Genomic DNA, 12,330 nt, shown 5'->3' on the forward strand with positions numbered 1-12,330 from the left:
AGCCTACCGATCAGATCCCAGAACGCATCCCACCGCACGAGCTGCAAGTTGCGCAGCTCGTTCTGTTGTCGGTTCGGAAGCGAGCCCGAGCAGTCGCTGCCGGTGCTCCTCCCCGAGCAGCAACGTGTACAACTGATCCGCGCACAGCGCAGCCTTCTGGCCGTGCTGATCGATCAATATCTTCTCCAGAAAGGCGATCGACTTGGCCGGGCCGGATTCGTAGAACGCGGCGGCCAGTTCCGGGAACTGCACGGCCTCGCCGATCATCATGCGGTGCAGCGCAATCGAGTTGTCGCTGTGCAGGGCGACGACGATGTCCACTGCAGCGGCGAGCAGGTCCGACTGGTCGCCACCGGCGTTCTCGACATACGCGTGCTGACGCGAAACAGCAGCAGCGAAGACTGCGGATTTGTCGCCGAAATAGCTGTACACGGTGCGTTTGGCGACGCCGGCCGCCGTGGCAATGGCGTCGATGGTCGTTCGAGCGAACCCGACTTCTCGAAACGAGTCGACCGCAACGTCGAGAATCTCGTTGCGTCGATCAGCTCGCTCCGCGTCGCTGGTTCTCCCACGTCTGCGCGGTTGCTCCATCAAGTCCCCTACTACCGTGCCACTCAATTAATGCTACGTTGACGTTTCATTATTTCGAACACTACAGGAGCACTGCATGACCGGACAACGACTCGTCCACGTCGCCATCGCCGACGACTGGGAAGCGTGCAAGCGTTTCGGTGAGTACGAGGTCTCGACGCGCGGAATCAGTTACGACGAGGCGGGATTCATTCGCGCAACCACCCCGGACGCGCTCGCTTCGGTGCTCGATCTGGTGTTCGGCGACCTCACGTTGCCACTGATCGTCGCCGTCATCGACCAGGACGCTCTGACCTCCGCAGGCATCGACGTCGAATGGGAGGCGGGAAAGCCCCGAATCCTCCGACCCCTACCGATGGACGAGGACACCGTGGTCGCCGAACTGGTCGTGGAACGCGTTGACGGGGTCTGGCCGATTCCCGACCTGACCCCGTACGCAAGCCCCGCCGGCTAGACCAGCGCAGCCTCGGGTTCGACCACGGGGGTCGACGCCTTCTTCCGGCCGGCGGCGACGCACAGCGCGATCCCGACGGCAATCCAGCACACCAGCACCAGAAGTGGCGTGGCGGCGCCATGGCCGTCGAAGAACGCCATCGAACGGACGGATGCTCCTGCGGCGCCAGGTGGGAGCAGCTGCCCCAATGCACCCCAGCCTGCGGGCAACCACGCGGCAGTTGTCGCCATCCCCGAGAGTGGGTTTCCGATGAACATCATCGTGACGGCACCCAACGCGAATCCCTTCATCCCGAGCAGGGATTCGAGTCCCAGAATGGGCAGCGAGATGGCCGACATGCCCATGGTGAGTGCGAGCGCGGTGAGCAGGTAGTTTCCGTCAAGACTGTTGGTGCCGAACTGCAGAATGGCAGTCAGTGCAAAACCCGCGACAACCGCGACGCCGGCAGCGCCCAACACTCGCTTGACAATGCTCCGCGGAAACAGTTGCACGAGAACAACAGCAGGCATGATTCCGCCGAACACCAAGGGCAAGGCCAATGCCGTGAGCCCAGCACCGGTCGGGTCGTCCGCAGTCAGCGGCACAACGTCTTCGACGGGCACCTTTGCCCCCGAGGCCTCCGAGAGGCCGTTGGCCACCCCGGTCAGGGTCTGGGCGATCGGGGTTCCGCCTGCAGTCGCGATCAACACGTGAGGACCGTTGGCATCAACGGCGATTCCGCCGACCACGTCGCGATTCCGAATCGCGTCACGCAGGGCGTCGGCGTCAGCGAATTCTCGAGTATCGAAGGCGCCTTGCTTACTCGCCTCGAGCGAGGTGCTGATCTGTTCGGTTGCCGGAGCTGGACCGGTGATGCCCAACTTCAGTTCGTGCGGGCCACTGTTGACCGAGGGCAGTACGAAGGCAAGCAGCATCAGCCCGATCACGGCGGACAAGCCCAACACCACAGCCACCAACTTCTTGCGGTCCCGTGCTTCAACTTCGGCGTTCATAACTACCTTCCCTAAGTGGAAGTTTTTCCTCCACTATTTGTGGAAGATATTCCTCCGGTTATGATGAGCTGTCAATACCGGAGGTGAATGTGCGAGCCGATGCACGTGAACGCAGAAACGCAATAGTCGACGCCGCACGAGCGGTGTTCACCGAGCGCGGGCACGACGCGCCCCTCGACGCAGTCGCAGAACTCGCGAAAGTGGGCATCGCCACGCTGTATCGGAACTTTCCGACGCGCGAGGACCTCGTGACCGCCGTCGCCGTCGCAACACTGACCGATGTTCGCGAGGCTGCCGACATCGCACTCACGGCAATGTCCACCGATCCCACAAACGCGTGGCACACGCTGGTGGACCGCCTCGTGGAACTGCGCCTGGGTGCGCTCATTCCTGCACTGGTGGAACGCAGTTTCACCGAGCTGGCCCCCGAAGTTCTGGCGGTGCGTGAGGTGACGAAATCGAAGATGACCGCGACGATCGGCGCCGCTCAGAGCGCCGGACTGGTTCGCGCCGATCTGCAACCGCTCGAATTCGTCATGGCTCTGGCCAAACTGACGCGCCCGCAAATCGAATTGTCCGACGAGGCCATGCCGAACCTGGTCCCGCGGTTGGTCGCGGTGTTCATGGCCGGTTTGCGTCCGGACGGTACCGACTTGCCGGTCTGATCGGCGAAACCCGACGTACCAGGCAAGGCACAATGGGGCTGTGACCGAGATACCGAGAATCCTCGTAGTCGACGACGACGCAGACGTCCTGACCTCACTCGAACGCGGATTGCGGCTCTCGGGATTCACCGTACTGACGGCAGTGGACGGCGCCGACGCGCTCCGAGTGATCTCCGACAAGCGACCGGACGCGGTAGTCCTCGACATCAACATGCCGGTGCTCGACGGCACCGGTGTGGTGACGGCGCTTCGTGCCGCCGGCAACGAAATCCCGATCTGCGTGCTCAGCGCACGCAATTCGGTCGACGATCGCATCGCCGGGCTCGAATCCGGCGCAGACGACTACATGGTCAAACCGTTTGTCCTCGCCGAACTGGTTGCCCGGATCCGCGCAATGCTCCGTCGCAGTAACACTCCGGCCGGCGATCACTCCGAGGGAACGAACACCCTGCGGGTCGGAAACCTCGACATCGACCTCTCCGGTCGCCGGGTTCGTGTCGACGGCAAGGAAGTACCGCTCACCAAACGCGAATTCGAGCTACTCGAAGTGCTCGCACACAATTCCGGCATCGTGCTTACTCGCGAACGTCTCCTCGAACTCGTGTGGGGCTACGACTTCGTGGCCGACACCAACGTCGTGGACGTCTTCATCGGCTACCTGCGTCGAAAGTTCGAATCCGGCGGTTCACCTCGTCTGCTGCATACCGTTCGCGGCGTCGGGTTCGTGCTTCGGGAGAACCCGTGAAGCGTCGCCGCTTCTCACTACGAACTCGCGTTGCCGCGGCCGCGGCACTGGGGGCGACGTTCATCGTCATCGCACTCGGTGTGGTCGTTGCATTGGCTATCGCACGAAACAATCTGGCGCAGTTGGACCGTCGATTGGAGACGGCATCGACGGTCATCGTGGCCAATGCGGCTACAGCGGGACCTTTTCTCGGCGCGTTCGGAGACGGCGGAGCGTTCTCCGTGACCATCCGCTCCGACACCGACGGAACCGTCAAATCCAGTACCCCGACGCGACTGCCCGAATTACCGGTGGGCGCGGCGACCGTCGACGTGGACGGTACGAAGTACCGGGCTTACACCGCCGAGGCCGACGGGATCAATGCCCTGGTCTCGCTGGCGGTTCCCTATGCCGAGGCGCGGGACATCACGGTCGACCAACAGCGTCAGGTTGCGTTCTTCGGCGTCGGAGCCGTAGCGGCCGCAGCCGCGTTGGGATGGTTGTTCGGTGGCCCGGCGGTGCGCCCACTCGTGGAATTGACCCGCCGGATCGCCAGGCGAGATCCCGATCTCGCCACCGAGGTTTCCGGCATCCGTGAAGCGGACGAGCTTGCCGCAGCAGCAGAATCGATGCTCAGCGACGTCGCCCGGGCACAGGCCGCGACCAACTCGGCCCTTGCAGCCGCTCGGGACTTTGCTTCCGCGTCGGCTCACGAACTCCGAACTCCGTTGACGGCGATGCGAACCGACATCGAAGTGTTGTCCATTCACGATCTCGACCACGAGCAGCGACGTGAGATCCTCACAGATCTGGCCCGCGCACAGGGCCGCGTCGAATCGACTCTCCGGGACCTGGAGCGACTGGCGAAGGGCGAGTTGTCGACGGCTGAGGACTTCAAGGACACCGATTTGACCGAGGTCTGCGACATCGCGGCCGACGATGCACGACGCCACCACCCGAGCGTCGATGTCAGCGTCGTCACGGTGGATTCCCCACTCCCCTATTGCATCCGGGCCCTTCCCGGCGGAATCCGGTTGATCCTCGACAACGCGATCACCAATGCAGTCCGCCACGGCGGCGCGAGCACGGTGCGCATCACCCTCGCCCGCCCGGTCGATTCACCGGACACCGTCACGATCACGATCGACGACAACGGTTGCGGAATACCGGCCGAGGAACGCTCGAGCGTCTTCGAACGCTTCACTCGCGGATCGACGGCAGGCAAGACGGGTTCCGGTTTGGGCCTGGCGCTGGTGGCGCAGCAGGCGGCCCTGCACGGCGGACGCACGACATTTCACGACAGTCCGCTCGGCGGGGCTCGCCTGCTGGTCGAACTCAGGGATCAGCCCGGACCCGAATAGCGCCTTCAGGTCTCGATCAACTCGCCGATCCCTGACGCTGTCACTTCGATGACCCGAGCCGAGCCGATGTCGAAGAACAGTCCGGCGATACGCAGGCGACCATCCACACGGGCCTGACCCACCAGAGGATGGCGTTCGAGAGTCTGCAATTGGACTGCAACATTGACCATTCCGAGCTGATCGACCTCCGAGAAACCTGCCTCGGCTGCAGCACGCGCGACCGGATGGCCACTCGTGTACGCCTGCAGACTCGTCTCCGCATGCCTCAACCACTCACCGACAACTCCCGATTCCGACGAACTGTTCGTCAGGAGTGCTTGCATCGCTCCGCAGCCCGAGTGTCCGCACACGATCACCGAACTGACACCCAACTCGTCGATCCCGAAGGCCAGTGCCGCTTCCACCGACGTATCGCGGCCGCCGGCAGGAACCAAGTTTCCGACGTTGCGCACAGTGAACAGGTCACCTGGGCCACTGCTCGTGATGATGTTCGGCACCACTCGCGAATCTGCGCAGGTAAGGAAAAGAGAGTCGGGATTCTGGCCGTCGCGCAACTGATCCATGTGCGGCCGTATCGCTTCGGCGCGATGGCGATGATAGTTGGACACCCCGTCGAGAATGGGTCGCAAGGCTGGCGGGCTGCTCAGATTCCTTCCCGAAGCCTGTGGTTGCCAACTACCCCACGGAGCGAGCAATCCGCGCAGGTCGGTGACTGCGGCGCCGCGCTTCGGCGGACCGGTGGTCGCGCTCTCCATACTCACCGAGCCAACTTCGTCGATGATCACCGAACCACCTGCCAACTCGTACTGCCTCGCCCACTCTTCGATGACGTCGAAGACGGCATGGTCGAGGAAGTCGACGGACAACTCGACGGTGACGTCGGACCGCGGCGGGATGCCGGCGAGTACCGAGGTGAGCTTGGGCAGCACCAGGAAGGTGCACGACCCTTCGACCAGCACCCGCCACTTCCCGGAATCCTTGTCACCCAACTCTTCTGCCGTGACCGATGCGCGGATGACACGCCACACCAGGAGGGCGATCGCCAACGCCAATCCGATCAGCACGCCCTCGAGCAGGTTCAAGAACACGACGCCGACCACCGTGATGCCGTACACCCACAGATCACCGGTCCGTCGCGCCAACCGAATGTGCGCCAGCTTGACCAGTTGAATGCCGATGACGATCAACAGTCCGGCAAGCGCAGACTTCGGAATCTGCTGCACCAACCCGGCGAGCGCAGCCGAGAACAGCAGAATCCACAGGCCGTGCATGATCGACGACGCACGGGACTTCGCCCCGGCTTCGACATTGGTGGCGCTGCGTACGATCACACCCGTGACGGGCAGGCCGCCAATCGCCCCGGACACCATGTTCGCAGTACCTTGGCCGAGCATCTCGCGATCGAAGTTCGAGCGCGGGCCCGAGTGCATCTTGTCCACAGCCACGGCCGAGAGCAGACTCTCGACGCTGGCGATCAGGGCGATGGTCAGGATGCCGGTTGCGACGCCGAGCCACTGGCCGTCCGGCAGAGCGGGAAGTCCGATCGAGTCCAACAAAGATCCGTCGAGAGCAATACGTTCGACGTCGATCGGCAGCAGGAGCGAAGCGAGAGTTGCCAATACGATGCCGACCAATGCCGCCGGCACCTTCCGGACGCCCGCGGGGAGATAGCGCCACCCGAGAAGAGTGGCGATGACAACGAGTCCGATCATCAAGTCCTCGACGTGCAGGGCACCGATCTGTGCGGGCAACTGCCGTAGATTGTCCAGCGCCGAACTGGCCGAGCTTCCGCCCAACAACACGTGAACCTGTTGTAGCGCAATGGTGATGCCGATACCGGCGAGCATCGCATGCACCACCACCGGCGCAATAGCCAGTGCCGCACGGGCAATTCGGCTGAGCCCGAACACGATCTGCAGAATTCCGGCGCCGACGGTGATCAGGCAGGTGACTTTCCACCCGAACTTGCCGATCAGTTCGGCGACCACCACGGTCAGGCCGGCTGCGGGACCACTGACTTGCAGCGGTGAACCTCCCACCGCTCCGGCCACTACTCCGCCGACGATGGCGGCGATCAGACCTGCCATGATCGGCGCCCCGGAGGCGATCGCAATTCCCAAGGACAAGGGAAGCGCCACCAGGAAGACGACCAGCGACGCCGGCACGTCGTATCTGATCAGTTGCTCGAGATAACGCCGGCTTCCACCACCCGGCGGAGACGAATCCCCCACGACGGCTTCGTCTGCGGATGATTGTGCGTGCACTACGGACTGCGTCGACATAGATCTCCTCGCCGGACCCCGGATCCGGCTGCTGGGCAACATGTTCGAAGCGAATCGGCGATCGGTATCGCCGATCGACTGTGACCATGGTAACCGCGATTCCTTACTGTTCCCTTAGATGCGAACCCGGACGTGGTCGACGTCACCGCCGCCCGGCACTGTGACTCGAACCTGAACGTCGGTCCAGAAGAGCGATCGAATTGCTTTAACCCGCAAGCATTTTCGTACGGGCCGCCCGAGTTTTCAGCACACCTGAATGCCGTCGGCGATAATGGTCGGGAGTAAATGCTCAACCACAACGATGTGAAGGCAGGCACCATGTCCGATCAGTACGTCGCCGCGCAGGACCGCTACGAAGCCATGCCCTACCGCCGAACCGGTCGGAGCGGTCTCAAACTCCCGGCGATCTCGCTCGGGCTCTGGCACAACTTCGGCGACGACGTACCGATCGAGAACCAGCGCGCAGTCCTGCGGCGGGCATTCGACCTCGGAATCACGCACTTCGATCTGGCCAACAACTACGGGCCGCCGTACGGAAGCGCCGAGACGAACTTCGGCAGGATCCTGCGTGAGGATTTCTCTGCGTACCGCGAGGAATTGGTCATCTCGTCGAAGGCCGGGTGGGACATGTGGCCCGGTCCTTACGGGTTCGGCGGTTCCCGCAAGTACTTGCTGTCATCCCTCGACCAGTCACTCAGCCGACTCGGAGTCGATTACGTCGACATCTTCTACAGCCATCGCCCCGACGCCGAGACTCCGATCGACGAGACCGCAGGCGCGCTGATCAGTGCCGTTCAGCAGGGCAAGGCGCTGTACGCGGGTATCAGTTCGTATTCGCCGGAGCGCACCCGTGAAATCGCCGCACTGCTCGCCGCTGCGGGGGTCCCTTTGTTGATCCACCAGCCGAGCTATTCGATGCTGAATCGGTGGATCGAGCAGGACCTGCTTTCGGCTGTCGACGATCTCGGAGTGGGCGTCATCGCGTTCTCGCCGCTCGCGCAAGGCATGCTCACCGACCGGTATCTGAACGGCGTCCCCGAGAATTCTCGCGCCGCCCAAGGTAAGTCACTCGATCCGTCGTGGTTGACCGACGACGCTCTCACCCACATCCGCGCGCTCAACGACATCGCGGCAGACCGCGGCCAGTCGCTGGCTCAGCTGGCACTGAGTTGGGCACTCCGCGATTCGCGGGTCACCTCGGTATTGATCGGTGCATCCAGCGTCGCCCAACTCGAAGCCAACGTCGGCGCGCTCGACAATCTCGAATTCAGCACAGCCGAACTGGCCTCCATAGATCAGCACGCAAAGGACAGCGGCATCAATCTGTGGGCAGAGGCCAGTTCGATCTGAGCGATCACCTGCGCTAGAGCTGAGGCAACTCCACGTTCACGTGCTCGCCCTCTTCGAATACGGCCGAAGCAGGCCCGACGATCAAGGGATCCGGAGTACCGACTGCCCGGTGATCCTTGTTGGGATAGTCGAAGCTGGCGAGCACGTGACGCATCGCTTCGAGGCGGGCGCGCTTCTTGTCGTTGCTCTTGATCACCGTCCAGGGCGCATCCCCGGTATCGGTGTAGAAGAACATCGCTTCCTTGGCCTGCGTGTAGTCGTCCCACTTGTCGAGCGAAGCCAGATCAGTCGGTGAGAGCTTCCACTGACGCACCGGGTCTGTTCGACGGGCTGCGAATCGCGCCAACTGCTCTTCCCGGCTGACCGAGAACCACAGCTTGTGCAGATGGATCCCGGAGTTGACGAGCATCCGCTCGAAGTCCGGGGTCTCTCTCATGAACTCGAGGTACTGAGTCGGCGTGCAGTAACCCATCACTCGTTCGACACCGGCGCGGTTGTACCAGGACCGGTCCATCATCACGATCTCGCCGCCGCTGGGTAGGTGTGCGACATACCTCTGGAAGTACCACTGCGTTCGCTCGATGTCTGTGGGCTTCTCGAGCGCGACGACCCGGGCACCACGAGGATTGAGATGCTCGGTGAACCTCTTGATCGACCCGCCCTTACCGGCAGCATCGCGACCTTCGAAGATAATGAGCACTTTCTGCCCGGTTTCCTTGACCCACAGCTGCAGCTTGAGCAACTCGATCTGCAGACGCCGCTTCTTCCGCTCGTACTCGCGGCGCGACATCTTCTTCTCGTACGGATAGCCCTGCTTCCAGGCATCCGCGAACTCTGAGGGCTCGAGTCCGCCGAGCTTGTGCTTGAGACTCGAGAGCTCGTCGATCTCGGCCGCATAGTCCTCGGTGACGGAAATTCTGGTCGACGGGGTCGGCAGGTCAGGAACCCGACCGTCCACACCGCTGGAGTCGGGGCTCATGAATACGCACTCCCTGTCGTCGAAATGAACGAACGTCCGGAAAGTGAATTTTACGCGCCGAAGCCCTCCGCCGCGGGGCCGAAGCGAATGTTGCTTGGCATCGAGGAGGTAACGACAGGTCCGGCTTCCCAGGCGCCGAACCCCCACGCGGTACCTTGATCGAGGTAACTGAGACGGTCGGTAACCCCCGAGAGAAGAGAGTTCTGGCGAGATGCGAGTAGACGGACGGGAGATCCCGGTAACGGGAAGCCTCCTGCCACCACTGCACCGCCGTACGAGCGACATCATGCGGGTCGCGATCGCTGCCGTGCTGCTCGGCGGCGTCATCGCGGGCTCTCTGATCACCCGAAGTCAGTGGGACGCCCTCGAAACGTCGGTGTCCAACATCGTCGGAGTGCTGTCGCCGAGCCTGTCCGACACTGTGTACCTCCTCTACGGCATCGCAATCCTGGCGCTACCGTTTGCCATTCTGATCGGGCTCATCGTGGGGCGCCGATGGAAGTTGCTGGCCGGATACGCCGCTGCCGGCCTGTGCGCCGGACTCGCGCTGTCGTTCACCGGTACAGGACTCGCCGCACCCAAGTGGCACCTCGACGTCCCCGACCGACTCGACGCCACGTTCCTGTCCCAATTTCTCGACGATCCGCGGTGGATTGCGATGCTCGCGGCGGTGCTCACCGTCTCGGGTCCGTGGCTACCGAAAAAGTGGCGACGAGCCTGGTGGACGCTGCTTCTGCTGTTTGCGCCCATTCACCTGATCGTCAGCTCGATCGTTCCCGCCCGATCGATGCTGGGACTCGCCGTCGGCTATCTGATCGGCGCGGTGATCGTTCTTGCCGTCGGCACACCTGCCCTCGAAGTGCCGTTGGACTCTGCAGTACGCGTGCTCGCGCGGCGTGGTTACCGCGTCACCGCTTTCCGCGTCGTGAGTCCCTCGGGAATCGGCCCGCTGGTCATGTCCGCCGACATCGACAAGGCTCCGGACGACGAACCGTTCGACGAACTGATTGTCGAGTTGTACGGACAGAACCAGCGAAGCAGCGGAGCAATTCGACAGACGTTCCGCTGGATCTCGTTCCGGAACCGTGAAACTCCTCCCCCTTACGGATCGCTTCGGCGCGCCGTCGAACATCGCGCGCTGATGGGTATCGCGTTCGCCGACATCGGTCTGGCCAGTTCCAAAGCCGTCGCCATCTCGGTGCTCGATCGCGGATGGGAGATGTACGCCCGCCCGAGCCCCCGCGGTATCCCACTTGCCGTCGCCGTCGAAAACCAGGCGGACGAGGAAGAATCCTCCAAACTGATCGACGCGTTGTGGCAAACACTGCACACCATTCACGTACATCAGATGGCGCACGGTGACCTGCGCGCTTCCGAGATTCGCGTCGAGGGCGGAACGATCCTCTTCGGCGGCTACGCGTACTCCGAATTCGGCGCCACCGAAGTTCAGATGCAGTCCGACAACGCCCAACTTCTTTTTGCCACCGCATCACTGTTCGGCGTCGACGCAGCGGTGGACGCCGCGATTCGTGCGCAAGGCGCAGACACGATTCTCGCTGCCTCCGGCCGATTGACCACCTCGGCGTTGCCCAACCGAATTCGGCGGACCGCCGAGGATTCCGCAAAATTGATGACCGAGATCCGAGACGAGGTCGGCGCGAAGAACGGGATCGAAAAGGTCGCTCCCGCACAGGTCACCCGATTCAGTCGCAATCAACTGATCCAGCTCGTTCTGCTCATCGGATTGGTCTACGTCGCCTATCCCTTCATCAGCCAGGTACCCGCATTCATCACGGAGTTGAAGACAGCCAACTGGTGGTGGGCACTGCTCGGCCTCGGCGTCTCCGCACTGACGTACGTCGGCGCGGCAGCGGCCCTGTGGGCCTGTGCGTCGTCGATGGTCAGTTACCGCAACCTCCTGATCATGCAGGTGGCCAACACCTTTGCCGCGACGACCACTCCGGCCGGAGTCGGCGGGCTCGCCCTGAGTGTGCGGTTCCTGCAGAAGGGCGGGCTCGGTACCGTCCGTGCAACGGCCGCAGTCGCGCTTCAACAGACGGTTCAGGTGGTCACCCACGTCGGCTTGCTGATCTTCTTCTCGATCGTCGCCGGACGCGATACGAACCTCTCGCACTTCATCCCGGGATCCACTGTTCTGTATCTGGCGGGTGGCGTCGCGCTCGGAGTTCTCGGTGCATTCATGTTCATTCCGAAACTTCGTGGGTGGCTGCGCGACGATCTGCGTCCTCAGATCACCGAGGTGTTGGGTGAACTGAGCCAACTTGCACGAAACCCGACCCGATTCCTCATCATCGTGGGCGGCAGCGCTGCAACAACTCTCGGTGCCGCCCTGGCTCTGTGGGCAAGCGTCGAGGCATTCGGCGGCGGAACGACGTTCATCACCGTCACCATCGTGACGATGATCGGTGGAACCCTCGCCTCGGCAGCTCCGACACCGGGTGGCGTCGGAGCCGTCGAGGCCGCCCTCATCGGTGGCCTGTCCGCGTTCGGATTGCCGGCAAGCATCGCTGTGCCGTCGGTTCTGCTCTACCGAGTCCTGACCTGCTGGCTCCCGGTGTTCTGCGGCTGGCCGACGCTGCGATGGCTGCAGAAGAACGACATGGTCTGAGCGTTCCCGCTACTGCCGGCGAACGATGTGCGCCCGCAACGCTTCACCGTCGTCGTCGACCCAGCCCTTGCTTTGGGCGTAGTCGACCATCGCCGCCACTCCGTCGACGTCAGTGGCGCTCTCGCGAACACGGGCCACCGAGATGAATGCACTACCACCGCTGACGTATCCGTAATTCCGAAGGCGCAAGAGCTCGTCCAGTTCGGAATCGGCGATGTCGCCGGTCACCTCGACGTGAAAGGCCTTCAGGTTGTCCACATCGCGGACGCTGACGCGGCCGTTGTCCACCAGTACATACATGGC

Annotated in this window: 11 protein-coding genes; 6 read left to right on the forward strand and 5 right to left on the reverse strand. The window is 62.9% G+C overall.

The window, feature by feature from the left end:
* Positions 1-3: 3 nt before the first annotated feature.
* On the reverse strand, positions 4-591 hold the full coding sequence (locus GJB56_RS15365; protein ID WP_021345249.1) for a TetR/AcrR family transcriptional regulator: 588 nt from the start codon (positions 589-591) through the stop codon (positions 4-6).
* A 76-nt stretch (positions 592-667) separates the two neighbouring features.
* Between GJB56_RS15365 and GJB56_RS15370 the strand changes: the two genes are divergently transcribed.
* Positions 668-1,045, forward strand: coding sequence for a DUF952 domain-containing protein (locus GJB56_RS15370; protein WP_113683273.1), 378 nt, complete (start codon positions 668-670; stop codon positions 1,043-1,045).
* Here GJB56_RS15370 and GJB56_RS15375 read toward each other — a convergent pair.
* Positions 1,042-2,037, reverse strand: coding sequence for a hypothetical protein (locus GJB56_RS15375; RefSeq protein ID WP_060938170.1), 996 nt, complete (start codon positions 2,035-2,037; stop codon positions 1,042-1,044). The genes GJB56_RS15370 and GJB56_RS15375 overlap by 4 nt on opposite strands.
* 89 nt (positions 2,038-2,126) lie before the next feature.
* Between GJB56_RS15375 and GJB56_RS15380 the strand changes: the two genes are divergently transcribed.
* Genes GJB56_RS15380 through GJB56_RS15390 form a run of 3 tightly spaced genes read left to right on the forward strand, consistent with a single transcriptional unit; the run spans position 2,127 to position 4,787 of the window.
* Complete coding sequence (locus GJB56_RS15380) at positions 2,127-2,702, forward strand: TetR/AcrR family transcriptional regulator (protein ID WP_020970464.1); 576 nt, start codon at positions 2,127-2,129, stop codon at positions 2,700-2,702.
* Positions 2,703-2,742: 40 nt separating this feature from the next.
* Positions 2,743-3,447 (forward strand): response regulator transcription factor, encoded by a 705-nt coding sequence (locus GJB56_RS15385; RefSeq protein WP_113683274.1) that lies wholly within the window; start codon positions 2,743-2,745, stop codon positions 3,445-3,447.
* Entirely contained in the window at positions 3,444-4,787 is a 1,344-nt protein-coding gene (locus GJB56_RS15390) for a sensor histidine kinase (RefSeq protein WP_113683275.1), read from the forward strand. Before GJB56_RS15385 ends, GJB56_RS15390 begins: the two co-directional genes overlap by 4 nt.
* Positions 4,788-4,792: 5 nt before the next feature.
* On the opposite strand, the gene GJB56_RS15395 is transcribed toward GJB56_RS15390, so the two are convergent.
* Positions 4,793-7,069: a SulP family inorganic anion transporter gene (locus GJB56_RS15395; RefSeq protein ID WP_019744889.1), complete on the reverse strand. Its 2,277-nt coding sequence runs from the start codon at positions 7,067-7,069 to the stop codon at positions 4,793-4,795.
* A gap of 318 nt (positions 7,070-7,387) precedes the next feature.
* Between GJB56_RS15395 and mgrA the strand changes: the two genes are divergently transcribed.
* A complete protein-coding gene (gene mgrA / locus GJB56_RS15400; RefSeq protein ID WP_113683345.1) occupies positions 7,388-8,419 on the forward strand; it encodes an L-glyceraldehyde 3-phosphate reductase in 1,032 nt (343 codons plus the stop codon).
* Positions 8,420-8,432: 13 nt separating this feature from the next.
* Here mgrA and ppk2 read toward each other — a convergent pair whose 3' ends face one another.
* Positions 8,433-9,398: a polyphosphate kinase 2 gene (gene ppk2, locus GJB56_RS15405; protein WP_020970466.1), complete on the reverse strand. Its 966-nt coding sequence runs from the start codon at positions 9,396-9,398 to the stop codon at positions 8,433-8,435.
* 211 nt (positions 9,399-9,609) lie between these two features.
* Here ppk2 and GJB56_RS15410 point away from each other — a divergent pair, with 211 nt between their 5' ends.
* Entirely contained in the window at positions 9,610-12,027 is a 2,418-nt protein-coding gene (locus GJB56_RS15410; RefSeq protein ID WP_019744892.1) for a lysylphosphatidylglycerol synthase transmembrane domain-containing protein, read from the forward strand.
* A 9-nt stretch (positions 12,028-12,036) separates the two neighbouring features.
* On the opposite strand, the gene GJB56_RS15415 is transcribed toward GJB56_RS15410, so the two are convergent.
* Positions 12,037-12,327, reverse strand: coding sequence for a hypothetical protein (locus GJB56_RS15415; protein ID WP_029536907.1), 291 nt, complete (start codon positions 12,325-12,327; stop codon positions 12,037-12,039).
* Positions 12,328-12,330 lie beyond the last annotated feature (3 nt).

The organism is Rhodococcus sp. AQ5-07 (assembly GCF_009707305.1).
GTDB classification, from domain to species: Bacteria; Actinomycetota; Actinomycetes; order Mycobacteriales; family Mycobacteriaceae; genus Rhodococcus_F; species Rhodococcus_F erythropolis.

What these genes read in the sequence shown, in the direction of transcription:
- GJB56_RS15365 (WP_021345249.1), bottom strand. Translation starts at nt 591, where the DNA reads ATGGAGCAACCGCGCAGACGTGGGAGAACCAGCGACGCGGAGCGAGCT.
- GJB56_RS15370 (WP_113683273.1), top strand. Translation starts at nt 668, where the DNA reads ATGACCGGACAACGACTCGTCCACGTCGCCATCGCCGACGACTGGGAA.
- GJB56_RS15375 (WP_060938170.1), bottom strand. Translation starts at nt 2,037, where the DNA reads ATGAACGCCGAAGTTGAAGCACGGGACCGCAAGAAGTTGGTGGCTGTG.
- GJB56_RS15395 (WP_019744889.1), bottom strand. Translation starts at nt 7,069, where the DNA reads ATGTCGACGCAGTCCGTAGTGCACGCACAATCATCCGCAGACGAAGCC.
- mgrA (WP_113683345.1), top strand. Translation starts at nt 7,388, where the DNA reads ATGTCCGATCAGTACGTCGCCGCGCAGGACCGCTACGAAGCCATGCCC.
- ppk2 (WP_020970466.1), bottom strand. Translation starts at nt 9,398, where the DNA reads ATGAGCCCCGACTCCAGCGGTGTGGACGGTCGGGTTCCTGACCTGCCG.
- GJB56_RS15410 (WP_019744892.1), top strand. Translation starts at nt 9,610, where the DNA reads ATGCGAGTAGACGGACGGGAGATCCCGGTAACGGGAAGCCTCCTGCCA.
- GJB56_RS15415 (WP_029536907.1), bottom strand. Translation starts at nt 12,327, where the DNA reads ATGTATGTACTGGTGGACAACGGCCGCGTCAGCGTCCGCGATGTGGAC.